At 63.5% G+C, this 25,895-nt stretch carries 19 protein-coding genes and 1 pseudogene; 9 read left to right on the top strand and 11 right to left on the bottom strand.

The window, feature by feature from the left end:
• Positions 1 to 132: 132 nt before the first annotated feature.
• Positions 133 to 537, top strand: a complete 405-nt coding sequence (locus tag PVW51_RS13340; RefSeq protein ID WP_274575531.1) for a glycerol-3-phosphate cytidylyltransferase — start codon at positions 133 to 135, stop codon at positions 535 to 537.
• 115 nt (positions 538 to 652) lie between these two features.
• Positions 653 to 1,885 (top strand): MFS transporter, encoded by a 1,233-nt coding sequence (locus PVW51_RS13335; protein ID WP_274575530.1) that lies wholly within the window; start codon positions 653 to 655, stop codon positions 1,883 to 1,885.
• A gap of 44 nt (positions 1,886 to 1,929) precedes the next feature.
• On the opposite strand, the gene mfd is transcribed toward PVW51_RS13335, so the two are convergent.
• Entirely contained in the window at positions 1,930 to 5,412 is a 3,483-nt protein-coding gene (gene mfd / locus PVW51_RS13330; RefSeq protein WP_274575528.1) for a transcription-repair coupling factor, read from the bottom strand.
• 31 nt (positions 5,413 to 5,443) lie between these two features.
• Entirely contained in the window at positions 5,444 to 5,971 is a 528-nt protein-coding gene (locus PVW51_RS13325) for a component of SufBCD complex (RefSeq protein ID WP_274575527.1), read from the bottom strand.
• Between the two features lie 119 nt (positions 5,972 to 6,090).
• Between PVW51_RS13325 and hemB the strand changes: the two genes are divergently transcribed.
• The 4 genes from hemB to PVW51_RS13305 all read left to right on the top strand — a co-directional run bounded on the left by hemB (position 6,091) and on the right by PVW51_RS13305 (position 10,364).
• Entirely contained in the window at positions 6,091 to 7,092 is a 1,002-nt protein-coding gene (gene hemB, locus PVW51_RS13320) for a porphobilinogen synthase (protein WP_274575525.1), read from the top strand.
• Positions 7,093 to 7,525: 433 nt separating this feature from the next.
• On the top strand, positions 7,526 to 9,358 hold the full coding sequence (locus PVW51_RS13315) for a PAS domain S-box protein (protein WP_274575524.1): 1,833 nt from the start codon (positions 7,526 to 7,528) through the stop codon (positions 9,356 to 9,358).
• Positions 9,359 to 9,461: 103 nt separating this feature from the next.
• The gene (locus PVW51_RS13310; protein ID WP_269361906.1) at positions 9,462 to 10,028 is read left to right on the top strand and encodes a YSC84-related protein; all 567 of its coding nucleotides are present in this window, start codon (positions 9,462 to 9,464) and stop codon (positions 10,026 to 10,028) included.
• A gap of 84 nt (positions 10,029 to 10,112) precedes the next feature.
• The gene (locus PVW51_RS13305; protein WP_274575523.1) at positions 10,113 to 10,364 is read left to right on the top strand and encodes a hypothetical protein; all 252 of its coding nucleotides are present in this window, start codon (positions 10,113 to 10,115) and stop codon (positions 10,362 to 10,364) included.
• Positions 10,365 to 10,450: 86 nt separating this feature from the next.
• Here the strand turns inward: PVW51_RS13305 and PVW51_RS13300 are convergent.
• Positions 10,451 to 11,341: pseudogene (locus PVW51_RS13300) on the bottom strand (NAD(P)-dependent oxidoreductase).
• 75 nt (positions 11,342 to 11,416) lie between these two features.
• Between PVW51_RS13300 and PVW51_RS13295 the strand changes: the two are divergent.
• Positions 11,417 to 13,885, top strand: coding sequence for a penicillin acylase family protein (locus tag PVW51_RS13295; protein WP_274575520.1), 2,469 nt, complete (start codon positions 11,417 to 11,419; stop codon positions 13,883 to 13,885).
• Positions 13,882 to 14,445 (top strand): pseudouridine synthase, encoded by a 564-nt coding sequence (locus tag PVW51_RS13290; RefSeq protein ID WP_274575519.1) that lies wholly within the window; start codon positions 13,882 to 13,884, stop codon positions 14,443 to 14,445. Before PVW51_RS13295 ends, PVW51_RS13290 begins: the two co-directional genes overlap by 4 nt.
• 27 nt (positions 14,446 to 14,472) lie before the next feature.
• Here PVW51_RS13290 and PVW51_RS13285 read toward each other — a convergent pair whose 3' ends face one another.
• The 5 genes from PVW51_RS13285 to trkA all read right to left on the bottom strand — a co-directional run bounded on the left by PVW51_RS13285 (position 14,473) and on the right by trkA (position 19,743).
• Complete coding sequence (locus tag PVW51_RS13285; RefSeq protein ID WP_274575518.1) at positions 14,473 to 14,874, bottom strand: DUF2177 family protein; 402 nt, start codon at positions 14,872 to 14,874, stop codon at positions 14,473 to 14,475.
• 272 nt (positions 14,875 to 15,146) lie between these two features.
• Positions 15,147 to 16,445 (bottom strand): GTPase HflX, encoded by a 1,299-nt coding sequence (hflX, locus tag PVW51_RS13280; RefSeq protein WP_274575516.1) that lies wholly within the window; start codon positions 16,443 to 16,445, stop codon positions 15,147 to 15,149.
• Positions 16,442 to 16,681 (bottom strand): RNA chaperone Hfq, encoded by a 240-nt coding sequence (gene hfq, locus PVW51_RS13275; RefSeq protein ID WP_274575515.1) that lies wholly within the window; start codon positions 16,679 to 16,681, stop codon positions 16,442 to 16,444. The genes hflX and hfq overlap by 4 nt, the downstream gene beginning before the upstream one ends.
• Positions 16,682 to 16,812: 131 nt before the next feature.
• Positions 16,813 to 18,333 carry a TrkH family potassium uptake protein gene (locus PVW51_RS13270; RefSeq protein ID WP_274575514.1) on the bottom strand — a complete coding sequence of 507 codons (1,521 nt, stop codon included), beginning with the start codon at positions 18,331 to 18,333 and terminating at the stop codon, positions 16,813 to 16,815.
• 33 nt (positions 18,334 to 18,366) lie between these two features.
• Positions 18,367 to 19,743, bottom strand: coding sequence for a Trk system potassium transporter TrkA (gene trkA, locus PVW51_RS13265; RefSeq protein WP_274575512.1), 1,377 nt, complete (start codon positions 19,741 to 19,743; stop codon positions 18,367 to 18,369).
• A 127-nt stretch (positions 19,744 to 19,870) separates the two neighbouring features.
• Between trkA and PVW51_RS13260 the strand changes: the two genes are divergently transcribed.
• Positions 19,871 to 20,344, top strand: a complete 474-nt coding sequence (locus PVW51_RS13260; RefSeq protein ID WP_114277273.1) for a hypothetical protein — start codon at positions 19,871 to 19,873, stop codon at positions 20,342 to 20,344.
• 407 nt (positions 20,345 to 20,751) lie between these two features.
• Here the strand turns inward: PVW51_RS13260 and ntrX are convergent, their stop codons facing one another.
• The 3 genes from ntrX to PVW51_RS13245 all read right to left on the bottom strand — a co-directional run bounded on the left by ntrX (position 20,752) and on the right by PVW51_RS13245 (position 25,893).
• Positions 20,752 to 22,164, bottom strand: coding sequence for a nitrogen assimilation response regulator NtrX (ntrX, locus tag PVW51_RS13255; protein ID WP_274575510.1), 1,413 nt, complete (start codon positions 22,162 to 22,164; stop codon positions 20,752 to 20,754).
• Positions 22,161 to 24,407: a sensor histidine kinase NtrY-like gene (locus PVW51_RS13250; RefSeq protein ID WP_274575509.1), complete on the bottom strand. Its 2,247-nt coding sequence runs from the start codon at positions 24,405 to 24,407 to the stop codon at positions 22,161 to 22,163. The genes ntrX and PVW51_RS13250 overlap by 4 nt, the downstream gene beginning before the upstream one ends.
• A 112-nt stretch (positions 24,408 to 24,519) precedes the next feature.
• On the bottom strand, positions 24,520 to 25,893 hold the full coding sequence (locus PVW51_RS13245; protein WP_269361890.1) for a response regulator: 1,374 nt from the start codon (positions 25,891 to 25,893) through the stop codon (positions 24,520 to 24,522).
• Positions 25,894 to 25,895: the final 2 nt, after the last annotated feature.

Here is a 25,895-nt window from a genome sequence, read left to right as displayed (position 1 = left end):
CAGGGCTTTCATCATTCTTCCCCCCTCTGAAGAGGGCGGAAAAGCGGCGGCAGAGCCGGTATTCTTCCCCCGGCCCTGCCCTGTTCATGCCATCTGGCTGAAGGAATCCGGCCCGGTGCAGAGGACCGGCGCATGATCGGCCAGGTGCCCGGCCGGGTGGTGCTGACATATGGTGTTTTTGACGATATCGGGCCGCAAACCAGCGCAAGGCTGCGCCATCTGGGCGGCCTTGGCCGGGAGCTGATCGTGGGTTGCGCCACCGATGCGCTTTGTCTGCGCAGCGGCATCCGCTGCGCCTTGCCCTATCACCAGCGGCGCGCGATGCTCGAACGCGCGCGCTTTGTGTCGCGGGTCATTGCGCAGGATTGCTGGGACCAGCTGCGCACCGATATCGTGAACTACAATGCAGGTGCCTTGGCACTGGGCGAAGTGCCCCCCTTTGTCGACCTGGAGGGGTTGAGCGACATCGTTCAGCTGCTTGAAATGCCCAATACATCAGCAACACTTTCTTGCGCAGAAACGCGGCTGGCATCCTGAGCGTTAGAAAAATTTACGACTGTTTTTATAAGTTGTTGTCTGACCTGCAACCATGGGTTATCCAAACGACGGAAAGCGCCTGTTTTTTTGTTCGGCGCACCCGTTGGAGTGCCGTGTGGACAAGCCCAAGCAAGAACTGACAATCCACAGGGCAGAGTTTGTCGGACTGATCGCGATGATGTTCGCCTCCATCGCGTTTTCCATTGATGCGATGCTGCCCGCGCTGCCGGAAATCTCGCGCGAACTGTCACCGGAACTTGCGCATCGCGCGCCGCTGATCCTGACCGCCTTTGTCTTTGGCATGGGAGCGGGCACATTGGTGACCGGCGCGCTTTCGGATGCCTTTGGCCGTCGTCCGGTGATCTTTGGCGGTGTGGTGCTTTATATTATCGGCGCAATGGCGGCCTGGGCCAGCCAGTCGCTTGAGGCGATGCTTGTCGCCCGGGTGTTTCAGGGATTGGGCGCCTCCGGCCCGCGCGTGGTGGCGATTGCCGTGGTCCGCGATCTTTTCTCGGGCCGGGACATGGCCAAGATCGTTTCTTTCATCATGCTGGTCTTTACCCTGGTGCCGGCGCTGGCCCCGATCATGGGATCGCTGATCATCGAATTGTCGGACTGGCGCGGCATCTACCTGGCCTTTGTCGCCTTCTCGGCCATCAGCGTGATCTGGATGGCGATCCGCCTGCCAGAGACCTTGCGGAGCGAAGACCGCCGCCCCCTGCGGCTGCGCCTCTTGCTCGATGCCATCCGCGAGATCATGACACATCGCACGGTGCGGCTGGCGATCATTGTACAGGTCATGGCCATGGCCATGTTCTTTTGCACCCTGATGCTGATCCAGCCGGTCTATGCCCAGGTCTATGGCCGGGCAGAGACTTTCCCCTATTGGTTCGGCGCCGTGGCAGTGATCGCGGGCACCTCCAGCATCCTGAATGCGCTGCTGGTCGAACGTCTGGGCATGCGGCGGCTGGTCAGGCTGACGTTGTTCGGACAGATCCTGCTTTCCGGGTTCATGTATTTCTCCGGCCTTGCCAGCGCCGGCGGCGTGCTGGGGTTCGGGGCCTTCCTGTTCTGGCAATTGTGCCTCTTCGCCCAGGCCGGGCTGACGCTTGGCAACCTCAATGCCATCGCGATGGAGCCGATGGGCCATATGGCGGGCATGGCGGCCTCTGTCATTGGATCGGTATCGACCATTCTGGCGGCGCTGATCGCCTCGCCGGTTGCCCTGATGTTTGCCGACGATGTGTCGCTGCTCTTCGGTTCCGTCTTGCTCATGGCCTGCGCGGCCTGGGGTCTGATGCTGCTGCTGACACGCTCCGAAGTGGACCTCGCCGCCCCGGCGGAATAACCCGCCACGCTTGAAGACCGGCGCCCTTGCCGCTGCGCCCTCGGTCAGGACACTTTCCTGACCTTCTTTTCCTTGGCAATCACATGTTCGGCAAGGTCACGGGCAATGGCAAAGGCGCCCTTGATCTTGTCGGCTTCGGATTTCCAGTCGCGGCGCACGACAATCTTGTTGTCCTTGACGCGTGCCAGCCCGCGCTGGTCCTGGATAAAGGCCACCAGCCCCTCAGGTGAGGCAAACTTGTCGTTGTGGAACTGGATCGTCGCCCCCTTCGGGCCACCGTCCAGCTTGGCAATCCCGGCGCGTTTGCACATTGCCTTGATCCGCACCACCAGCATCAGCGTGTTGACCTCGCGCGGCAGCTTGCCGAAACGGTCGATCAGCTCGGCGGCGAAACCTTCCAGTTCCACCTTGGTGCTCAGCCCGGACAGTCGGCGGTAAAGCCCCAGCCGCACGTCGAGGTCCGGCACGAAATCTTCCGGGATCAGCACCGGCACGCCGAGGTTGATCTGCGGGGCCCATTGCTCGTCCGCCTCCGACAGCCCCTCCATCTCGCCTGCCTTGATCTTGGCAATCGCCTCTTCCAGCATGGATTGATAAAGCTCGAACCCCACATCGCGCATCTGGCCGGATTGCTCCTCGCCCAGCAGGTTGCCTGCCCCGCGAATGTCCAGATCCTGGCTGGCCAGCGTGAACCCCGCCCCCAGCGTATCGAGCGAACCCAGCACCCGCAGGCGTTTCTCTGCGGTGGCGGTGAGCTTCGCACGCGGCTTGGTGGTCAGATAGGCATAGGCGCGGGTCTTGGAGCGCCCGACCCGCCCCCGGATCTGGTAGAGCTGCGCCAGACCGAACATGTCGGCGCGGTGCACGATCATCGTGTTGGCGGTGGGAATATCCAGCCCGGATTCCACGATGGTCGTGGCCAGCAGAATGTCGAACTTGCCGTCGTAAAAGGCGTTCATCCGGTCGTCCAGCTCGCCCGCCGCCATCTGGCCATGCGCCACCACATAGGTAAGTTCCGGCAGCTGTTCCTTGAGGAAAGCCTCGATCTCGGGCAGGTCCGACACCCGCGGCACCACATAGAACGACTGCCCGCCGCGGTAATGTTCGCGCAGCAATGCCTCGCGCAGGGTGACCATATCGAATTCGCTGACATAGGTGCGGATCGCCAGCCGGTCGACGGGCGGCGTGCCGATGATCGACAGGTCGCGCACCCCCGTCAGCGACAGCTGCAGCGTGCGCGGGATCGGCGTGGCGGTCAGGGTCAGCACGTGAATATCCGTGCGCAGCGCCTTCAGCCGTTCCTTGTGGGTGACACCGAAATGCTGTTCCTCATCGATGATCAGCAGCCCGAGATTGTTGAACCTGATCCCCTTGGCCAGCAGCGCATGGGTGCCGATCACGATGTCGCAGGTGCCCTTGGCCATGCCGTCACGGGTCAGCGCCGCCTCCTTCGCCGACACAAAGCGGCTGAGCGTGCGCACCTGGATCGGGAAGCCCCGGAAACGTTCGGAGAATGACTTGTAGTGCTGGCGCGCCAGCAGCGTCGTGGGGGCAATGACCGCCACCTGCACGCCGCTCATCGCCGCGACAAAGGCCGCGCGCATCGCCACCTCGGTCTTGCCAAAGCCGACATCGCCACAGACCAGCCGGTCCATCGGGTTGCCGCTGGTCATGTCGTCCACAACGTCGGAGATTGCGCGCAGCTGGTCGTCGGTCTCCGTATAGGGGAAACGCGCCGCGAAGGCGTCCCAGGCGCCGACGGGGGGTTCCAGCACCGGCGCCCTGCGCAAGGCGCGTTCCGCCGCGATGCGGATCAGCTTGTCCGCCATCTCGCGGATGCGTTCCTTGAGCCTGGCCTTCTTGGACTGCCAGGCACCGCCGCCCAGCTTGTCCAGCAGCCCTTCCTCATGGCCGTATTTCGACAGCAGTTCGATGTTCTCGACCGGCAGATAAAGCTTTGATCCTTCGGCATATTCCAGCAGCAGGCATTCATGAGCGGCCCCGGCGGCGGTGATCACCTCCATGCCCTGATAGCGCCCGATGCCGTGGTCCACATGCACGATCAGATCACCCGGCGTCAGGCTTTGCGCCTCGGTCAGGAAATTCTCCGCCCGGCGCTTGCGGCGCGGCGCGCGGATCAGCCGGTCGCCCAGCACATCCTGCTCGGAAATCACCGTGATGCGGCCCTCTGGCCCCGCCGCTTCCCAGGGCGCCTCGAACCCGGATTCCAGCGCCCAGACCGCCAGATGCAGGCCGCGCTTGCCGATGCGGGTGGCGTTCCTGACCGGGATCGCCTCTGCCAGGCCCTCGTCCTCGATCAGCCCGGTCAGACGTTCACGCGCACCTTCGGAATAGCTCGCGATCAGCACCGGGCCTTCTGCCATCTTGCGGCGGATATGATCCGCCAGCGCGCCGAACAGGCTGATCGCTTCCTGCTGCCGCTCCGGCGCAAAGCTGCGCCCGATCCGCGCGCCCGCGTCCAGCACGCCGGGCCCGGTGGGTTGCGGCAGGGGCATGAACTGGATCACCCGGTGATCCTGCGTCGCCAGCAGCCAGGCCTCGTCGTCCAGATAGAGCCCTTCCGGCGGCGCGGGCTTGTAGACGCTGTCCATCTTCGAGCGGTTCGACATGGCGATGCGCCGGGTCTCGTATTGATCGGCGATGCTGTCCCAGCGGGCCAGCCGCGCCGGTGTCACCTGATCGTCCATCGTCACCGTGGCCTGCGGCAGATAGTCGAAAAGCGTCTCAAGGCTTTCGTGGAAGAAGGGCAGCCAATGCTCCGCGCCCTGATGCTTGCGCCCCGCGCTGATCGCCTCGTAAAGCGGATCATCCGTGCCCGCCGCGCCGAACTCGATGCGGTAGTTCTGCCGGAACCGGGTGATCGCCGCCTCGTCGAGGATGACCTCGCTCACCGGGGCAAGCTCCACCACCTCCAGCTTGTCGGTGGTGCGCTGGCTGGCCGGGTCGAAGCGCCGCGCGCCGTCCAGCACATCGCCGAAGAAATCCAGCCGCACCGGGCCCAGATCACCCGGCGGATAGATGTCGATGATCCCGCCCCGGATGGCATAATCGCCCGGTTCGGTCACCGTGGGGCTTTGCACAAAGCCCATGCGCACCAGAAAGGCCCGCAGCGCGGCCTCGTCAATGCGGCTGCCGACCCGCGCGGAAAAGGCCGCCTCGCGCAGCACGCTGCGCGCAGGCACCCGCTGGGTTGCGGCGTTCAGCGTGGTCAGCAGGACGAATTTGTCGGGCATCCCGTGCACAAGGGCCGCCAGCGTCGCCATACGTTGCGCACAGATGTCGGCATTGGGCGAAACCCGGTCATAAGGCAGGCAATCCCAGCCCGGAAAGGTGACCACCGGCATGTCCGGCGCGAAAAAGGCAAGTGCGGCCTGCATCGCCGCCATCCGCTTGTCATCGCGGGCGATGTGCAGCACCGGAGCGCCTTTGGCGACCTCCTCCAGCAGGGTCCGTGCATCATGGCCTTCGGGCACGCCCGACAGCGTGATTTTGCTCTGCTTAACCATGTCGTTCCAATTGGCCCCACGCAGGGCGCTGTCAACCGCCCAGCGGGCCGAGCGCCACGTTTTGATACATGCCCCAGATCGCGGTGACGAAAATCGACACCATGCCGATGATCTGGGTATAAAGCCGGTGCCGCGTCAGCCGCTTGCGCAGCCGCTCTCCGGTCGCACCTTCCGACTGGATCAGCCGCGCGGTGGACAGGCTGAGCACCCCGATCAGCGACAGCGGAAAGGCCAGCAGGAACACCGCCTGCGCAAATTCCATGCCATAGACGAAGCCCAGCAGAACCAGCATGGTCAGCCCGAAACAGGCAAACCCCAGAATCCAGAGGCCCGAGACCTGCGCGATGAACAACAGACGGTTCACATTGATGCGCACCATGTCTTCCAGATCAACCTCGGCCTGTGCGCCCTGACGGCGGGCACGCAGCACCATGTCATAGGGCACGCCCAGCACCCAATGGCTGGCCGTCGACCAGGTCACCGCAAGTACAATCCAGAACCACAGGTTCGAAAAGGACCGCATGTCGATGAGTTCGAATAGGGTCTGATACCAATCCAAGTCTTGTCCTCTGGACCACAAGTGCGCAGGTCATACCCAAGGCGCCGGGCAATTCCTACCCTTGAGAGCCCACTTTTTTCATGCCAAGCAATGGGTCTGGCAAACTGAGGTATTTTTGCATGAATCCCATCGTCGCCCCCTTCCCCGCCGCGCGCCTGCGCCGGACCCGTGTCAGCCCAGCCGTGCGCGCGCTGGTGCGCGAAAACGCGCTTGAAGTGGGTGATCTGATCTGGCCGGTCTTCGTGCGTGCCGGCGAAGGCATAGAGGAGCCAGTGCCCTCGATGCCCGGTGTCATGCGCCGGTCGGTCGACAAGATCGTCGAGGCCGCGGCAGAGGCCGACGCGCTGGGGATCGGGGCGATGTGCATCTTTCCCTACACCGGCCTCGAAGAGCGGACAGAGGATTGCTCCGGCGCCTGGGACCCGCAGAACCACGCCAACCGCGCGATTGCCGCGATCAAGGCAAAGTTTCCGCAGATGGCGGTGATGACCGACGTGGCGCTGGACACCTACAACATCAACGGCCACGACGGTTTCGTCGAGGATGGCATCATCGTCAACGACCGCACGGTCGAGGCGCTGGTCAGGATGGCGCTGGCCCAGGCCGAAGCGGGGGCCGACATCATCGGTCCCTCCGACATGATGGACGGCCGCATCGGCGCGATCCGCAATGCGCTGGAATCGGGCGGGCATTCCGACGTCATGATCCTCAGCTATGCCGCGAAATATGCCTCTGCCTACTACGGCCCCTTCCGGGACGCGGTGGGGGCCTCCGGCGCGCTGACCGGGGACAAGAAGACCTATCAGATGGATCCCAGCAATGCCGACGAGGCGCTGCGCCTGGTGGCGCGCGATCTGGCCGAGGGTGCGGACATGGTCATGGTCAAACCCGGCCAGCCCTATCTGGACATCTGCCGGAGGGTGAAAGACAGTTTTGGCGCGCCGACATTCGCCTATCAGGTGTCGGGCGAATTCGCGATGATCAAGGCCGCCGCACAGAATGGCTGGATCGACGAAGAGCGGGTGATGATGGAAAGCCTGATGGGGTTCAAACGCGCCGGCTGCGACGGCGTGCTGACCTATTTCGCCCCCGCCGCCGCGCGCCTGCTGAACGGCGGCTGACGCCCGGCCGAACCTCCGCGGCCCTGTGGAACTGCCGGACCCGGGCGGGCTGCACAATCAGGCATGACCTGACAAGATCTGCTGCGGACGGGTCTGCCGCTGCCGGATCACATCGCCTCAGGACCGCATCCGTGACCTGACAGATTTTCCCGCATTACGAGTAAGAATCACTGCATTTCCATATTCCAACGCGACGGGCGGATGGGCCGCCCGGCAAACAGGCGGCCAGAACGCACGAAAACCCCGTAAAAAATTCAACAAAACACTTTTCAGACATAAATCAGCCCACAGTTAGACACGATTTCAGTCATTACTCAACCTATAGGTTAGTCAGTGCGGGCGGCCACAGATTCCCGCACCGGTCGTATTGTGTGTTTCTTGGTGTTGCGCGGAGGGTCGCGTGTCGAATATTGCGAAGATAAGGCCTGACGTGATGGTTGAGCACGAGTTGTTGGCACAGGCGATTGCCACTGCGGAGATCGCGGTGATCGTACTGGATCACAAAGGCGAGGTTCTGATCAGCAATCCCGCCGCATGCACCCTCCTGGGATATGAGCCCGGCCAGCTGACCGGCATGGAAATCTCAACTGTTCTGCCAGGCCTCGACAGCGCCGCCCTGGACGCCCGGATCGCGCCACCCGCCACTTCTGCCACGCTGCATGACATCACGGGCACCCGCCCCGACAAGGAGCAGCGTCACTTCCTGGTGCATGTCACCGCCTGGAAGGACGCGGATGCACCTGCCCGTCATACCCTTGTCCTGCGCGACATCACCGAGGAACGCGCCCGTGAAGACGCCCGGAACGCCGAATTGCTGCGCGCGCAGAATGCAATCAGCGGGGCCGGGATCGGGGTGTTCGAATTCGACATGATCACGAAGGAAGCCCATGTCTCCGACATCTGGCGCGACCTGATGGAGCTGCCCCGCGATGAGATCGTGGACGTTCAGAAGGAATGGCGCAGCCGGGTCCACCCCGATGACCTGAACGCCGCAGATGCCCCCATGCGCAGGCTCGCAAAAGGTCTGGAAAGCCGCAACAGCAATGAATTCCGGCTGTTCAACCGCGACCGCAGCGAAATGCGCTGGATGCGCACCGATCTTTCCGTGGCCCGGCGGGACGCACAGGGAAACCCGACCCGGATCGTCGGCGCCCAGGTCGATGTGACTGACCGCAAGAGGACGGAACTGGCCCTGCGCAAAAGCATGAAGCAGTTTCAGTCGGCCTTTGACAACGCGCCGATCGGCAAGGCGATCATGGGTCTTGACGGCAAGCTGCTGAAGGTGAACCCGGCCTTCTGCACCTTTGTCGGTCACGACAAATCGGCACTGAAGGGCAAGGGATTCCCGATGATCCTGCACCCTGATGAAATCGCGGAAAACATGCTGGAACTGGAGCGGCTGAAAGACGGCTACCTGTGCTATCACCAGACGGAAAAGCGTTTCCTGCACAGAAGCGGCAAGGTGATCTGGGGCCTGCTCAGCATCGCTGCCGTCCGTGACGAGGATGGCCAGGCTGTGCAATTCATCGCCCAGGTCGTCAATGTATCCGAACAGCACCGCCTGCAGGACCTGAAAAGCGAATTCGTCGCAACCGTCAGCCATGAGCTGCGCACGCCGCTGACCTCGATCCTGGGCGCGCTCAAGCTGTTTCAGGCGCAGGCCGCAGATCAGGACCTGCCAAAACCGATGAGACGCCTGCTGGACATATCGCTTCAGAACGCCGACCGGCTGGGGATGCTGGTGGGCGACATTCTCGACTTCGAAAGGTTCTCGAAAGGCGATCTGGACATTGAAACCGGCGATCACGATCTGGGCGGGCTGATCGCAACAGCAGTCGAAGAGAACCGGTCGCTTGCCAAAAGCTACCGGGTCACCATCACCACGAAACTGGACGCAGGGCCGCTGCTGTGCCAGGTCGATCCGGCGCGGATCTGCCAGATCATGACAAATCTGCTGTCGAATGCCGCGAAATTCGCCGATAACGATACCATCGTCGAAGTGATCATGGACCGCAGGGACGATATGGCGCGGGTTGTGGTGCGAAACCGCGGACGCGGCATTCCCGAGGCGTTCCGCCCCACCATCTTCCTGCCCTTCGCGCAGGCCGCGCCCACCCTGACACGCGACCATGGCGGCACCGGCCTGGGCCTGAGCATCTGCAAGCAGATCGTGGAGTATCTGGGCGGTCAAATCGGCTTTGTCAGCGTGCCCGGCGACTTCACCGACTTCTGGTTCACCCTGCCACTCTCCCGATCCCAGCAATAATTCGCCCAAAAGCCCAAAGGGCATGACATCCTGCGGAATTATGCTTAAAGTTGCACGCAAGTCGGACCAACCGGCATCAGGCAACTTTTACGGGCAGAAAAACATGAAAAACACTCAGATTTCGCGGCGGGCGTTCACCCTTGGTGCGCTGGCGGCAACTCCTGTACTCGCGGCATGCGGCAACGGTGTGGGCGGACGGGGCAGCAGCACCATCGACGCGCGCGTGCGCGCCACGCTGGAAGAAATGTACCGCAGCTATCCCAACACCCGCAGCCTTGCGGAAAAGGCCAACGGCATGCTGGTGATGCCGCTGGTGACCGAAGCGGGCCTTGGTTTTGGCGGCGCCTATGGGCGCGGTGCCCTGCTGATCGACAATGTGACGGTGGATTACTATTCCGTCGTCAAGGGATCGGGCGGCTTGCAGATCGGCGCGCAGCAATATGCGCATGTGCTGTTCTTCATGACCCAGGCCGCGCTGACCGAGTTCCGCCGCTCTCCCGGCTGGGCTGCGGGGGCCGACATGGAATATGTGATTTCGGACAAGGGCGACAGCGTGTCTGCCGATACCACGACGGTCCTGACGCCGGTTCTGGCAGCGGTCTTTGGCCGCGCCGGTCTGCGCATCGGTGCCACGCTGGAAGGCACCAAATATACGCGCATCATTCCGTAAACCGGCTCAATTTCTGTTTATGTTGACACTGCGCCGGGGCGACACCTAACCTCGGCGCATTCAACGACAGATTTGGAGCCAGGAATGATCAGAACAACAGCAATTATCGCCACTGCCCTCACCCTTGGTCTGGGCGCCGCACCGGCATTGGCCGGAGATGCCGCATGGACATATTCAGACGGCATGAAGCTCAAGATCAAATGCCGTTCCAGCGGCTGCAAGGTCACCGCCAAGAAACCGGGCGGCAGCTGGGTGCTGGTCGAGGAAGGCAAAGGCGGCAACGAGAACTTTCAGGTGCTCGAAGCCAAGTACAAAAAGGTCAAACCGGCGTTTTGATCGACGCTCTACCTTAACTTCGACCTGTAACCATCTGACAAGATGATGTAAATTTATGATAGTTCCTGCCCCTTCCGGGGCAGGTCTCAGCCCATCGCGCGCAGGCGTTTGATCAGGCTCGATGTGTCCCAGCGCGCACCGCCCAGTTTCTGCACATCCTTTTAGAACTGATCGACCAGCGCGGTGACCGGCAGGCTGGCCCCGTTTTCATTGGCTGTTTTCAGGCAGATGCCCAGATCCTTGCGCATCCAGTCCACCGCGAACCCGTGGTCGAATTCATCGTCCAGCATGGTTTCATAGCGGTTGGCCATCTGCCAGGAACCGGCAGCGCCCTGGCTGATCACCTCCACCACAGCGCGACCGTCCAGACCGGCCTTCTCGGCGAAATGCAGCGCCTCGGACAAGCCCTGCACCAGACCTGCGATGGCGATCTGGTTGCACATCTTGGTCATCTGGCCCGCGCCGCTCTCACCGATGCGACGGCAGATCTTGGCATAGACCTCCATCACCGGCAGCGCCCGGTCAAACGCGCCCTTGTCACCGCCACACATGATTGACAGCGCGCCGTTTTCCGCACCCGCCTGCCCGCCCGAGATCGGCGCATCCACGAAACTGATCTGCGCCGCATCGGCGGCCTTGTACAATTCCCGCGTGACCGCCGCCGACACGGTGGTGTGATCGACAAAGATCGCCCCCGCCGTCATCCCGCCAAAGGCCCCGGTTTCGCCCAGGCAGACAGAGCGCAGATCGTCATCATTGCCGACACAGGCCATCACAACTTCGGCATCTTTCACCGCCTCGCGCGGGGTCCGCGCCATCGCGCCGCCATGTGCCTTGACCCAGTCCTCGGCCTTGGCCGCGGTGCGGTTATAGACGGTTACGTCATGCCCGGCCTTTTGCAGATGCCCCGCCATCGGCGCGCCCATCACCCCCAACCCCAAAAATGCGAGTTTTGTCATCTGCTTTTCCTTGTCCATCAGTTGCGCTAGTCAGAGTTTTACCTATCACCCTGCGCGCGTTGGTCAATCGCGCCAGTCCCCTCGGAGCGCTTAATGGTCACTGTCTTTCGCTGGCTTGTACGGATCACCGCCGCCCTGATCGTGCTGAGCGTGGTGGTGGTGTCGCTCGTCTACTGGCTCGCGTCACGGTCCCTGCCCGATTACAACGACACGGTCGAGGTGGCCGGGCTGCGCGCCCCGGTCGAGATCGTGCGCGACAATGCCAATGTGCCGCATATCTTCGGCAGCGACGACCTGGATGTGTTCTTTGGCCTCGGCTTTGCCCATGCCCAGGACCGGATGTGGCAGATGATCACCCTGCGCCGCACCGCCCAGGGCCGGTTGAGCGAGGTCTTTGGCGCAAGCACCCTGAACACCGACAGGCTGCTGCGCCGCTTCGACATCTACCGGCTTTCGGTGCAATCGGTCGAGGCGCTGGATGACGCCTCCCGTGCCAAGCTGGAAGCCTATTCCGCCGGGGTGAATGCCCGGATCGCACAGATCAACTCGGAGGCGCTGGGGCGCGGCGCACCCGAGATGCTGCTGTTCAACGCGCCCATGGCCCCCTGGCGGCCGGCGGATTCCATCGCCATCGCCAAGCTGATGGGCCTGCAACTGTCCGGGCACCTTCAGGCCGAGGTGCTGCGCGCGCGGGTGTCGCTGGCGCTGGCAGAGCCGGACCGGCTGCGCGACATCCTGCCCGATGTGCCCGGCCCCGGCATCGCGGCCCTGCCGGAATATGCCGCACTTGTGCCCGGCACCCCCCGCTTTGCGGCAAACATGCCCCTTGATCCGCATCCGCTGTCGCCCTTCAGGGACATGGCCTTTGCCGGGGCCTCGAATGCCTGGGCCGCCGCCCCCTCGCGCTCTGCCGCCGGGGGGACATTGCTGGCCAATGATCCGCACCTGGGTTTCACCGCCCCCTCGGTCTGGTATCTGGCGCGGATGGAATTGGCCTCCGGCGGTGTGATCGGCGGCACGATCCCGGGGATTCCGGTGGTCCTCACGGGGCGCTCCGCCACCCTGGGCTGGGGTCTGACCTCCGCCTATGTGGACGATCAGGACGTGCATATCGAGGCGCTGAACCCCGATGACGGCGAACAATACCGCACACCGGAAGGGTTCAAGGATTTTGTCACCCGCTCCTCGATCATCACGGTCAAGGACGGCGATCCCGTCACCATCACCCTGCGCTGGACCGACAATGGCCCGGTGCTGCCCGGCAGCCTCTACAACCTGGCCAGCATCACCCCGCCCGGCCATGTCGCCTCTGTCAGCTGGACGGTGCTCAGCGCCAAGGACACCTCGCTGGGCGCGGCCCTCGACCTGATGGAGGCGAAATCCATCGCCGATGCGATCCGCGCCTCGGAACGCTATATCGCGCCGGCACAGAACCTGATGCTGGTGGACCGCCAGCAAATCGCGATGAAGACCATCGGCGCGCTGCCCCGCCGGGATGCGGCGCATCAGTCCAGGGGGCGCCTGCCCTCGCCCGGCTGGATCGCCGCGAACCGCTGGCAGGGGGTGATGCCCTTTACCGCCAACCCTGCCTTTGTGGCGCCTGCGGGCGGCATCCTGGGCAATACCAACAACAAGACCGTGGACCGCCCCTTTCCGAACCATGTCTCCTATCTCTGGGGCGATACCCAGCGGGTGCAGCGCTGGCAGCGCCTGATGCAGGGGCGGCAGGTGCATACCCGCGACAGCTTTATCGAGGCGCAGCTCGACACCGTCAGCTTCACCGCAAGATCGCTGCTGCCGCTGATCGGGGCAGAACTGTGGTTTACCGAGGAAGCGGCCCCCGACGGCACCGCCGAACGCCAGCGCCAGCGCGCGCTGAACCTGCTGGCCGAATGGTCCGGCGAGATGAACGAACATCTGCCCGAGCCGCTGATCTATGCCGCCTGGCTGCGCGCATTGCAGGCGCGGCTGATCCAGGACGACCTCGGCCCGCTGGCCGCCGAATTCACCCATGTGGACCCTCTGTTCATCGAACGCGTGTTCCGCAATGTCGAAGGCGCATCGGTCTGGTGCGACGTCCGCCAGTCCGCCCCGGTGGAAACCTGCCCCGACATGGCCCGGCTGGCGCTGGATGACGCGCTGCTCTGGATCAACGAGCATTGGGGCACGCAACTGGAATCCCTGCGCTGGGGCGATGCGCATCAGGCGACCCATGATCATCCGGTGCTGGGACAGGTGCCGGTGCTGCGCTATTTCGTGAACATCCGGCAATCGACCTCCGGCGGCGACAACACCCTGCAGCGCGGCCTGACCAAGGGCAGCCTGCCCGACCCGTTCAACAATGTGCATGGCGCGGGCTACCGGGGGGTCTACGACTTTGCCGACCCCAATTCATCGGTCTTCATCACCTCGACCGGGCAATCAGGGCATTTCCTGTCACGCCACTACGACGATCTGGCACAGCTCTGGCGGCGCGGCGAATATATACCGATGTCGCTGGACGAGGATCTGGCCCGTGCCGCCTCGGTGGGGATCACCACGCTGACGCCTGAAACCCCATGAACCGGGTCATCCTGTTCAACAAACCCTTTGGCGTCCTGTCCCAGTTCACCGACAAGGGCACCGAGGGCTCCGCGCGCCCGACCCTGTCGGGTTTCATCGCCGAGCCGGGGTTCTACCCCGCAGGACGGCTGGACAAGGACAGCGAAGGGTTGCTGGTGCTGACCGACAATGGCGCCTTGCAGGCCCGTATCGCGCATCCGAAATACAAGCGGCCCAAGACATATCTGGTTCAGGTGGAGGGGCGGCCGGATGCGAAAGCACTGGATGCGCTGCGCCGGGGCATTGTGCTGAAGGACGGCAAGACTGCCCCCGCCGAAATCACCCAGGTGGATGAACCCCTGGGCCTGTGGCAGCGCGACCCGCCGGTGCGGTTCCGCAAATCCGTGCCCGACGCCTGGCTGCGCATCACCATCCGCGAGGGCCGCAACCGCCAGGTGCGCCGGATGACAGCCCATGTGGGACTGCCAACGCTGCGGCTGATCCGCTGGCGGATCGGGGATTGGGAATTGAACGATCTGGCCCCCGGCGCCTGGCGCTGGGCCTCCGAGACCGGAGCCTGAAAACCGGGGCCTGAAAGCGGCCGGGGCCTAACCCACCAGCCGCGCCACCCAGACACCGCCCGTGGCCGCAACCGCTGTCAGGCAGATGCCCCAGGTCACATCGGTCAGCGTCATCTGCCAGGTCCAGTCCTTCATCACCGCAAGCGAGGTAAACTCATAGGTGCCATAGCCCATCGCACCAATCAGCGCCGCATTGCCCAGAACCCACAACAGGCTCCTGTCCTGCGTCACCGCGGGCCAGGACACGAACCAGAGCAGGACACCCACATAAAACGCATAGAACATCAGCGCTGGGCCGATGCGGAAATTCTCCAGCAGCAGCGGGCCGATGTCACGCTCAAAGACGGGTTGGATCAACTTTGTCAGCCCGATGTAATCGAGCCCCATGAAGATGACAAAGGTGGCAAGATAGAGAACAGCAAGGGTCATGGGGTGCTCCGCCTGGGGTGTGCAACCATATGATGCGGGGACCGGAAAATTCGAATTTTCCGGGCGAAATTCTGCAAAGAATTTCAGCTCTCCGACGCAACTCGGGCTGCGGCAGACGGAAAATTCAAATTTTCCGGACCAAACTCTTCAAAGAGTTTGTTGCGTCATGGCCCTGAAACTGAGCGCCCCGCTCGACAGCCAGCCCAGAGCGATATCGCGCAAATCGGAAAATTCAAATTTTCCGGACCAAACTCTTCAAAGAGTTTGCCGCATCACAGCGCCTGAAACTGGGCTTCCTGTCTGGCCGACCAGCGCACAACCAGGTCGAATCCGGTCTCTGACGGGGTTTCCTTCTCCACCACATCCTGCTCGAACAGCCAGGCGCGTTTGCGCCCTTCGGAAAAGGCCAGCGATATCTCGGCAACCCGCACCGCCCCCTGCAAGGCCTCGGCCACGGCGGTCTGAAGCCGGTCCAGCCCCGCCCCGGTGATCGCGGAAATGGCGATCATGTTGGGGTCCCGCTCGGCGCGCTGGCGCAGGGCTTCGGCGGTCTCGGGCGGCAGCAGATCAAGCTTGTTCCAGACCTCGAATGTCCGGGTTTCCTTGGCCACCCCCAGCGAGGTCAGGATCTCGCGCACATCATGCGCCTGTTCCTCGGTCTCCGCATGGCTGATGTCGCGCACATGCAGGATGATGTCCGCCGCCAGCACCTCTTCCAGCGTCGCGCGGAAGGCGGCGACCAGTTCGGTCGGCAGGTCAGAGATGAAACCGACCGTATCGCTCAGGATGATCTCGGGCCCGTCCGGCAGCGCCAGACTGCGCATGGTGGGGTCCAGCGTGGCAAAGAGCATGTCCTTGACCATCACATCCGCCCCGGTCAACCGGTTGAACAGCGTCGATTTGCCTGCGTTGGTATAGCCCACCAATGCCACGATCGGGTAAGGCACCTTGGCCCGCGCGGCCCGGTGCAGCGCACGGGTCTTCACCACCTTGTCGAGCTGGCGGCGCAGGCGCACGAGCTGTTCGTCGATGGCGCGCCTGTCAGCCTCGATCTGGGTTTCCCCCGGACCGCCGACAAACCCCAGCCCGCCCCGCTGGCGTTCCAGGTGGGTCCAGGCCCGCACCAGCCGCGTGCGCTGATAGTTCAGCGCGGCCATTTCGACCTGCAGCACACCCTCGCGGGTTGCGGCACGGTCGCTGAAAATCTCAAGGATCAGGCCGGTCCGGTCCAGCAGCTTGACGCCCCAGGCCTTTTCCAGGTTGCGTTGCTGCACCGGGCTGACCGAGCCGTCGACCAGCACCAGTTCCACCTCCGCCGCTTCCAGCGCATCATGCAGATCGGCGATCTTGCCCTTGCCAAAGAGCTTGCCCGCATCGACCTTGCGCAGCGGCACCACCTCGGCACCCACCACCTCAAGCTGCGGCAGGGCACGGGCCAGCGCCACGGCTTCCTCCAGCGCGGGTTGCGGCGCGCGGCGGTCCTGGTCGGATCTGATTTCAGGGTGCAGAACCCAGGCCCGCGTCACGCGCGGGCCATCGGTATTGTCGATCTGAAAGGACGTCTTGCTCAAGAAGCGTCTTCGCCCTCGTAAAGGCTGATCGGCTGGCTTGGCATGATGGTCGAAATGGCGTGTTTGGACACAAGCTGAGACTGACCGTCGCGGCGCAAAAGCACGCAAAAGTTGTCAAACCAGGTGATGACACCCTGCAATTTCACACCATTGATCAGGAAAATCGTTACCGGAACCTTGGTCTTGCGTACGTGATTCAGGAATGCATCCTGAAGGTTCTGTCTGTCAGACGCCATAAGACTTCTCGCTTTTATTCTTGCCGGCACCCGCGGACCGGGCCCCCCCAATTTGGCCAACTATGCAGTCCCTGCCGGGGAGTTTCCACCCCCAATCTCCGCAGGTTGACCGGTTTTGGGTCAGCCCAGTGTCAGCCGCGCCACAGGTCGGGTGTCAGCAGCGCGATAATGGCCAGAGTTTCAAGCCGTCCCAGCACCATCGCACCGCAGAGGATCGCCTTGGCCGAGACCGTCAGTTCGATCAGCCGGATCGGCGTATCGGTGGCATATTCGATCAGCGGTCCGGTGGTCGCCAGCGACGCGACCGACAGCACCACCGCATTGTCGAAACGCACACCGGTCAGGGTCAGCAGCAGGGTCACCGCCGTCAGCGACAGGGCAAAGAGCATGAAAAAGATCCAGGCGATGAAGGCCCCGTTGGATTGCAGCCGCCGTCCCGCGGCCCCGGCCCCGCTGACCGAGGAAGGATGCACCAGCCGCTCCATCTCCCGCGCGCCATTCTGATAAAGCGCAAAGACCCGCAGCAGCTTGACCCCGCCCGCGGTGGTGGCCACGCCGCCCCCGATCAGCGCCAGCCCCATCAGGATCAGCCCCGGCGTCGGCAGCCCGGACCAGTTCTGCGCCTCGATCCAGTGGACGGAGACAAACCCCGTCGTCGTCAGGAACGACAGCACCGTGAACAGCGCCCCCCAGAGCGCGCGCACCGCCTGACCCAGATTCTCCATCGCCGACACGTCATAGGCCCCGATGAAATGCCGGGCAAACAGCACCAGCGGCACCGCCAGGGTGATGAAGATGCCGATGCGGAACTCGGGATCGGTGCGCAGCCCGCCTTGCGTCGCCGTCACCGTGTCCTTGGAAAAGGTCAGCCGCGACAGGGCAAACAGCATGAACAGCGCCATCACCGCCTCGCCCGACAGGCCGATGCCGGTGTTCTGGACCCCGCCCACCGGCGAGATGCCGGAAGTGGCCATGACCGACATCGCATGGCACAGCGCCACCAGCGGCGCCTGCCCCTCTGCCAGCAACAGCAGCCACAAGAGCAGCGTCAGCCCGGCATAGATCGGCAGCAGCGTCATCGTCACCCGGATCAGCCGGAGCCGCGGGCTCATCGGGGCCATCCGCGACGAGGAGGTGTCGCGCCGCCCCGGCTCGGCCTGGGAGGTCACCTCGAATCCGCCCAGATGCAGCGGTGCAAGGATCGCCGATGCCGCGACCCACATCAGCAGCCCCCCCATCCAGCCGACCTGCGCACGCCACAGATGCAGCGTCGGGCTCAGCCGTCCGGGTTCCTGGAACATGGCGGCCCCGGTGGTGGTGATGGCGCTGACCATCTCGAAATAGGCATTGACGAAACGTGTCGTCGGCAGCGCCTCCACAAAGGGCAGCGCCAGCATCACCGGCAGAAAGACAAAGGCCGAGAGCAGCGACATCAGGGGCCCCAGCGTGCCGTGACGCGGCGCGCGCCCCGCATGTGCGATGGCAATCAGGGAAAAGGCCACCAGCCCCAGCACCCCCGCATAAAGAAAGGCCTGCGAGGTGCCATGGTCATTCACCGCAAACCCGTGCAGCGCCGGCACCAGCATCGAGGCGCAGGCCACGCCGAAAATCAGCAGGAACAGGGGCAGTTCCAGGAAACTGTTGCGCAGCATCGTCTTTTGTCTGTGGTGTGCGGGTCTCATGGCTCAGAAAAAGTCGATGGAAACTTGCAGCAGCTGCTCGACCTTGGGCACATCCCCGGCCAGGGCAAAGACCGCAATCGTGTCGCCCTCGTCGATGCGGGTATTGGCCAGCGGGCGCACGATCTTGCCGTTCTTGCGCAACATGCCCACCAGCACCCCTTCGGGAAACTCGATCTCCGAGACGGAGCGACCGGCAATGGGAGAGGTCGACAGCACCTCGGCCTCGATCACCTCGGCCTCGGCATCGCCAATGGAATAGACCGCGCGCACCCGGCCGTGACGGATATGGCGCAGGATCGAACTGACCGTGGTGGCGCGCGGGTTGATATAGGCATCAATGCCCAGCGGGGTCATCAGCGGCACCAGCGTGGGGTCGTTGATCAGCGCGATGGTAAAGGGGCAGCCCTCGGCCTTGGCGCGCACGCAGGACAGCAGGTTGGTCTTGTCGTCATCTGTCACCGCCAGCATCGCATCGGCACGGCTGATGCCCGCCTCTGCCAGCAGCGCGGCGTCCAGCCCGTCGCCGTTCAGCACGATGGTCCGCTCCAGCGCCTCCGCCGCGCGCTCGGCGCATTTGCGGTTCTTCTCGATCATCTTGGTGCGCATCCGGCTGGCACCGCTTTCCAGATGCTGGGCCACGGTCAGCCCCACATTGCCCCCGCCAACCAGCACGATCCGCTCCTGTTTGGAGGTGCGCTTGCCGAAGATTTCCATCGTGCGGGAAATGTCCTCGTGGTGGCAGAACACATAGGTGTCATCGCCCACGAAAAGCTGGTCCGCCGATTCCGGCGCAAACAGGGTCCCGTCCCGGCGCACGCCGACAACCACCGCCCGCAGTGTCGAAAACAGATCCGTCAACTGGCGCAGCGGCGTGTTCACCACCGGGCAATCCTGGTCGATGGTGATGCCCAGCAGATGCGCCTTGCCGTCCATGAACACCTCGGTGTCAAAGGCGGCAGGGGCCGAGAGACGCTGCAGGGCGGCGGCGGCCACTTCCTTTTCGGGGCTGATCACCACGTCGATGGGCATGTGGTCGCGCCGGTAAAGGTCGGAATAGATCGCATCCAGATAGCTTTGCGAACGCAGCCGCGCGATCTTGCGGTTGATGCCGAACACCGAATGAGCCACCTGGCAGGTCACCATATTGACCTCGTCCGAATGGGTCGCGGCGATGATCATCTCCGCATCGCGCGCCCCGGCCCGGTCCAGCACATCGGGATAGCTTGCGAATCCCGCAATGCCCTGGACATCAAGCGTGTCGGTGGCCCGACGGATCAGGTCTGCATTGCTGTCCACAACGGTCACGTCGTTCCGTTCGCCGCTGAGATGGCGGGCAATCTGCCAGCCGACCTGTCCCGCGCCGCAAATGATCACTTTCATGGCGCATCCCTACCTGTTGCCCCGCGTGAAGACACCCCGCGTATCCTGCCCCGGTTAGAGGGCATGATGCAAAGCTTGGCAAGGGGCGGCAATTGCCTTTGCCCCGCGCCCGGTGCAGAATGGTTGCATGAAACGCATCTGGATGGCAGCGATATTCGGTCTGGGGGTGGCGGCAAGCTGCGCGCCGCTGACGACCTATTACAAACCCGGCGTGGCGGTCGACCGGCTGAACCGCGACACAACCGCCTGCCAGGTTGCCGCCCTGCGCGATGTGCCCGCCAGCACGCAGGTCAGAAGGCTGCCGCCCGAATTCATCCCGCCCCGCAGGCGCTGCGATTCGGCGGGCAATTGCACGGTGGTGCCGGGCTATTACATCCCCGGCGAGACCATCAGCTTCGATCCCAACGATGGCCTGCGCAAACGGGTCGAACAGCAATGTATGGCCGACAGGGGCTATGCCCCCGTGTCGATCCCGCCCTGCCCGGACAATGTGGCCCGCGCCGCCCCGCCCGCAGCCACCAGGGTGCTGCCGGCACTGGGTCCGGAGTCCTGCGCCATCCGCAACCGCGACGGCAGCTTCCAGATCGTCAACCGCGGCTGAACCGCGCGCAAAGACCTGTGTCCTGCCAACAACCCGCTTTTCTTTTTGGCCCTTAGGCTCTGGACCCATTAATTCTATATGCTCAGCGGCGATTTCACGAAATTTCAATGGTTTGGGGCGTGCAGCCAATAGTGGTTCTATTTGCAAGCGACCCAAGACATTGAAATGAAGTGAAATCGCCGCCCTTCGGGTTTGACGGATTTTCCCGCAGCCTGCGGCGCATCTGCTTGAAATAGAACCACTATTCTTGCGCAGATGCTTCTTGTCTGCGAAAAAATCTGTCAAACTGAGTATATAGAATTAATGGGTCCAGAGCCTAAATATTCCCGGGGTCTGGGGCAGAGCCCCAGTCCAACATCAGCGCCGGGCGAAACAATGGCCCGGGTCTATGGCAGCCATCCCCCGGATCACTCCGCCGTTGCCTGTTCCTCGTCCACATGCGCCACCCGCACCCCGGATTTGGCCGAGGTCACCACCCCCAGCGACTTCAGCTTGCGGTGCAGGGCCGAACGTTCCATGCCGACAAAATTCGCGGTGCGCGAGATATTGCCGCCGAAGCGGTTGATCTGGGTCAGCAGATATTCCCGTTCAAAGGCTTCGCGGGCCTCGCGCAGCGGCAGGGTGGCCAGCGCACCGGACAGCACCACGCGGCCATCGTCCTCGCCGCGCTCTTCCTCGCCGGGCAGTTCGCGCGCCTCGATCGGGCCGGTGCCCTCGCCCAGGATCAGCACCCGTTCCACCAGGTTCTTGAGCTGGCGCACGTTGCCGGGCCAGACCATGGTCTGCATCAGGGCAATCGCATCATCGCTGAGCGCCCGCTGCGGCAGCCCCTGGCTGCGGTTGAATTCGGCGATGAAATGTTCCGCCAGCAGCGGAATATCCTCGCGCCGCTCTTCCAGCGACGGCACCGTAATCGGCACCACGTTCAGCCGGTGATAGAGCTCCTGCCGGAAGGTCTCCGCCCGGATCGCCGCCTCAAGGTCGCGGTTGGTCGATGAGATGACCCGCAGGTCCACGCGCACCTTGTCGTTGCCGCCCACGCGGGTGAATTGCTGGTCCACCAGCACCCGCAGGATCTTGGACTGGGTGCCCAGCGGCATGTCCGCCACCTCGTCGAAATAGATCACCCCGCCATGGGCCTGCTCCAGCAGACCCGGCTCCACGCCCCGGTCGGCCCCTTCGCGCCCGAACAGGACTTCTTCCATCCGGTCCGGGGCCACCCCGGCGCAGTTCACGGTAACAAAGGGCGCCTGCGCGCGGCTGGAATGGGCATGAATATAGCGCGCCGCAATCTCCTTGCCCGATCCGGCAGGCCCGCTCAGCATCACCCTGCCATTCGATTTCGTCACCTTGTCCAGCTGCCCGATCAGCGCGCGAAAGGCCGCCGAATTGCCCAGCATCTCCGAGGTCACGATATCCTTGCGCTTGAGGGTCTGGTTCTCGCGGCGCAGGCGCGAGGTTTCCATGGCGCGGCGGATCACCACCAGCAACTGGTCGATGTTGAAGGGTTTCTCGATGAAATCGTAGGCCCCTTGCTTGATCGCCGCCACCGCGATCTCGATGTTGCCATGGCCCGAGATGATCACCACCGGCACATCCGGGTTGTCGCGTTTGACGGTCTTGAGAATGTCGATGCCATCCATCCGGCTGTCCTTGAGCCAGATGTCGAGGATCATCAGCGCCGGCGGCTCGGTGTTGATCGCGGCCATCGCCTCGTCCGATCCGCCTGCCAGCCGCGTCGCATATCCCTCGTCTTCCAGGATGTCCGAAATCAACTCACGGATGTCCTTCTCATCGTCAACAATCAGAATGTCACTCATGCGGTTTCCTCCATCTGGGCCGGGGTCTGGGTTGGCACGATCGGCAGGGTAATCACCGCCATCGCGCCAAAGTGGTTTTGCCCCTCGAATACGGGGGCATTTTCGAGGGTCAGGCTGCCGCCATGCTCCTCGATGATCTTCTTGACGATGGGCAGGCCAAGGCCGGTCCCCTCGCTGCGCGTCGTCACATAGGGTTCAAACAGCCGTGCCCGGTCTTCGGGCAGGCCGATGCCATTGTCGGCAATGGAGATGCGGGCGGTTGTCTCGCCCGGGACCATCCTGACGAAAATCTGCGGCACCAGGTCATCCGGCGCGCCTTTTTCCTTCAGGCTTTCAATGGCTTCGCCCGCGTTCTTGATCAGGTTCGTCAGCGCCTGCGAAATCATCGTGGCATCGACCTGGGACAGCACCGGATAATCCGGCAGCTCGGCCCGGATCCGCACCCCGGGCTGGCCTGCCTGTTGCAGGAACACCGCGTCGCGCAGCAGCTGGCAGAGGTCCTCCTGCGCGGTTTCGGGCTCCGGCATCCGGGCAAATTTCGAGAATTCGTCAACGATGCGCCGCAGGTCCCCGGTCTGGCGGATGATCACGCCGGTCATCTGGTCCAGTTTCTCGGCATCATCGCCCTGCAGCTGCGACCCGAACTTGCGTCTGATCCGCTCGGCAGACAGCTGGATCGGGGTTAGCGGGTTCTTGATCTCATGGGCAATGCGCCGCGCCACGTCGCCCCAGGCGGCCATGCGCTGCGCGCTGACCAGGTCGGTCACGTCGTCAAAGGCCACCACATAGCCCTCAAGCCTGCCGTTGTCGCTGCGCCGGGTGGCCATGCGGACCAGCAGGTTCTCCATCGCGCCCTGCCGGGAAACCTTGACCTCACCGGTGGTGGCCTCACCGCCACCGCTGGACAGCGTGTCGAACAGCGGCCCGAATTCCGGCACCGCGACCGTCAGCGACAGCGATTGCTGTTCCTCGGTCCAGTCCAGCAGGCGCATGGCGGAGCGGTTGACGAAAGTCACCCTGCCCTCGGGGTCCAGCCCCACCACACCGGAGGTGACAGAAGAGAGCACCGAATCGAACAGCCGCCTGCGGCGTTCGATCTGACGGTTGTTGTCCAAAAGCGTTTCGCGCTGGCCGCGCAGCTGGGTGGTCATCTGGTTGAAGTAGCGGCCCAGCATGGCAATTTCATCGTCGCCATCCTCTTCGCGCACCTGCACGTTCAGATCGCCGGCACCGACCTGCTGCGCCGCCCCGGTCAGACGCCCCACCGGCCCGGACAGACGTTCGGCAAACCACAGCCCCAGCCAGACCGCCGCCAGGATCAGGATCACCGCAAAGCCGACATAAAGCAGGCCGAATTCAAACAGCAGCCTGCCCCGGTCCTTCTCCAGCTGCTGATAGAGCCGTGCGGTTTCCTGGGTTTCATCCAGCAGCGACAGGATATCGCCATCGACATCCCGGCTGACATAAAGGTAACGGTCCACCGCCCCCTGAAGCGGCACCAGGGCGCGGAATTCATTGTTTGGCCAATCCTCGATCACCAGGACCTGGGCCCCGCGCGATTCCACGATCTGTTCGGTGCTCGGTTCCTCGAAATTGAACAGGTAGGACCGCGCGCCCCGCGCCCGGATCTGACCAGTGCCGTCAATCAGATAGGCTTCGCGCAGGCCCCGCTGGGATTGCCGCTGCCCCTCGGTCAGAAGCTCTCGATCGGTCAGCACACGCCCGGCCACGATGTTCTGGTCAATGAACCGCGCCAGCGCCAGCGCGTCCTCACGCAGCCCCTCGCGCTGTTCGTTCTCATAGGCCTGTGCCGCGGTCAGCGAGTTTTCCACCACCGAGCGGACCCGGTCCGAAAACCAGCCCTCCAGACCCACATTGACCGTAAGACCGGCAAAGACCGCCACGCTGACCGTGGGGATCAGCGCCATCAGGGCAAACACCCCGGTCAGCCGCAGGTGCAGCCGCGAACCGGCGGATTTGGCACGCCGTGCCGCAACCAGTCGCGCCACCTGGCTCAGCACAAGGGCCGCGATCAGCAGCACATAGACCAGGTCGGTCAGCAGGATCAGACGCAGGCTGGGGGTATTGGCCCCCTGCCCCAGCGGCCCCAGAATCAGATAGGTCGCCATGGCCAGGACCGGCCCCAGAACCACCAGCCCCAGGGTCGCAAGATTGCGCACGCGTTTCACGCGCCGCAGACGGCCCAGACTTTCCAAGGTGATGCTGCGTGACCGGGATGCCACCCGCTATCCTCGCCGATGATGTGATGCACGGGTGCATCAACCGCCATATTATGTGGTCCTGATCGCATTCAACGTTAAGCTGAGACACGATGGCCACGGTTATGTGGCGCTTTTACATCATTTTGCGACCCCGTGTCACCTCAATATCGAGGTCGGTGATTTTCTTGCGCAGGGTGTTCCGGTTGATGCCCAGCAGATCGGCGCATTTCGCCTGATTCCCCGAGGTGGCCCCCAGGGCGATCTCGATCAGCGGGGCCTCCACTTCGCGCAGGATCCGCGCATAAAGCCCCGGCGGTGGCAGCATTGCGCCATGCTGGTCAAAATACCGCCGCAGATGACGTTCCACGCTTTGGCCCAGCCGCTCCGTATTGGCCTGGGTGCTCAAGGGTTCCGGCGAGGGCTGCGCCCCCAGCACCTGTTCGGCCTCCGCCTGTGAGATTTCGGCGGCGCGGCTGGTCAGGGCAAGCTGGCGCATCGCATGTTCCAGCTGCCGCACATTGCCGGGCCAGGGATAATTGGCAAAGACCTTGGAGGCCCCCTCGGACAGGTGACGCGGCAGGGTGGAAACCGATCCTTCGGCCTTTTCCAGGAAATGTGCCGCCAGCAGGTCGATGTCCTCCACCCGGTCGCGCAGCGCCGGCACATGCAGCGTGGCGCCGGACAGACGGTAATAAAGATCGCGGCGCAGCGTGCCCGCCTTCATCGCGGCGGCAAGGTCGGACTGGCTGGTGGCCAGAAAACGCGGCGTATATTCGCCCGGCGCATCCATCATCCGCGCGATGCGGGCCTGAATCTCATGGTCGATGTCCGCGATCTCGTCGATCAGCAGGGTGCCGCCACGCACCCGCGCCAGCACCCGCGCGGGGCCTTCAAGCTCTTGCAGATCGGCCCCCGTCACGGTCACGAAAGGCAGCGAACGGCGGTCGGAAAAGTCGTGAATCGCGCGGCCGATCAGCGATTTGCCGGTGCCGCTTTCGCCCCAGATCAGCACCGGAAGGTCCGTGTTCATCACCCGTGCCACCAGCCGGTAAAGCGCCTGCATCACCGGTGTCCGGCCCACCAGCGGCAGGTCGTCGCGTTCCTCTGTGCCGGTCTTGCCGGAGGGGGCCGCACGGGTCGCGCCCTTGCGGTCCAGCGCCCGGGCGGTCCGTTTCATCAGATCGGGCAGATCGAAGGGTTTGGGCAGGTAATCAAAGGCTTCCGCCTCCGCCGCCTTGATCGCGGTCATGATGGTGTTCTGCGCCGAAATCACGATCACCGGCATATCCGGCCTGTCCTGCGAGATTTTCGGCAGCATCTCCAGACCGTTGCCATCGGGCATGGCCACATCGGTGATCACCACGTCGCCCTTGCCCTCACCGACCCAGCGCATCAGCGTCGTCAGGCTTGAGGTGGCATGCACCTTGCATCCCGCGCGGGTCAGGGCCTGTGTCAGCACGGTGCGGATCGTGCGGTCGTCATCGGCGACCAGTACGGTACCATCCATGT

The sequence above is a fragment of the Sulfitobacter sp. PR48 genome, assembly GCF_028807335.1.
Classification (GTDB): domain Bacteria; phylum Pseudomonadota; class Alphaproteobacteria; order Rhodobacterales; family Rhodobacteraceae; genus Sulfitobacter.
Note: the sequence above shows the minus strand (reverse complement) of the source record. Positions and strands in the feature narration are given on the sequence as shown.

Excerpts from the sequence above, each read along its gene's own strand:
- hemB (WP_274575525.1), top strand. The coding sequence starts at position 6,091 with ATGAATCCCATCGTCGCCCCCTTCCCCGCCGCGCGCCTGCGCCGGACC.
- PVW51_RS13305 (WP_274575523.1), top strand. The coding sequence starts at position 10,113 with ATGATCAGAACAACAGCAATTATCGCCACTGCCCTCACCCTTGGTCTG.
- PVW51_RS13245 (WP_269361890.1), bottom strand. The coding sequence starts at position 25,893 with ATGGATGGTACCGTACTGGTCGCCGATGACGACCGCACGATCCGCACC.
- ntrX (WP_274575510.1), bottom strand. The coding sequence starts at position 22,164 with ATGAGTGACATTCTGATTGTTGACGATGAGAAGGACATCCGTGAGTTG.
- PVW51_RS13310 (WP_269361906.1), top strand. The coding sequence starts at position 9,462 with ATGAAAAACACTCAGATTTCGCGGCGGGCGTTCACCCTTGGTGCGCTG.
- PVW51_RS13270 (WP_274575514.1), bottom strand. The coding sequence starts at position 18,333 with ATGCTGCGCAACAGTTTCCTGGAACTGCCCCTGTTCCTGCTGATTTTC.
- PVW51_RS13295 (WP_274575520.1), top strand. The coding sequence starts at position 11,417 with ATGGTCACTGTCTTTCGCTGGCTTGTACGGATCACCGCCGCCCTGATC.
- PVW51_RS13290 (WP_274575519.1), top strand. The coding sequence starts at position 13,882 with ATGAACCGGGTCATCCTGTTCAACAAACCCTTTGGCGTCCTGTCCCAG.
- PVW51_RS13285 (WP_274575518.1), bottom strand. The coding sequence starts at position 14,874 with ATGACCCTTGCTGTTCTCTATCTTGCCACCTTTGTCATCTTCATGGGG.
- mfd (WP_274575528.1), bottom strand. The coding sequence starts at position 5,412 with ATGGTTAAGCAGAGCAAAATCACGCTGTCGGGCGTGCCCGAAGGCCAT.
- hfq (WP_274575515.1), bottom strand. The coding sequence starts at position 16,681 with ATGGCGTCTGACAGACAGAACCTTCAGGATGCATTCCTGAATCACGTA.
- PVW51_RS13260 (WP_114277273.1), top strand. The coding sequence starts at position 19,871 with ATGAAACGCATCTGGATGGCAGCGATATTCGGTCTGGGGGTGGCGGCA.
- PVW51_RS13315 (WP_274575524.1), top strand. The coding sequence starts at position 7,526 with ATGGTTGAGCACGAGTTGTTGGCACAGGCGATTGCCACTGCGGAGATC.
- PVW51_RS13340 (WP_274575531.1), top strand. The coding sequence starts at position 133 with ATGATCGGCCAGGTGCCCGGCCGGGTGGTGCTGACATATGGTGTTTTT.
- trkA (WP_274575512.1), bottom strand. The coding sequence starts at position 19,743 with ATGAAAGTGATCATTTGCGGCGCGGGACAGGTCGGCTGGCAGATTGCC.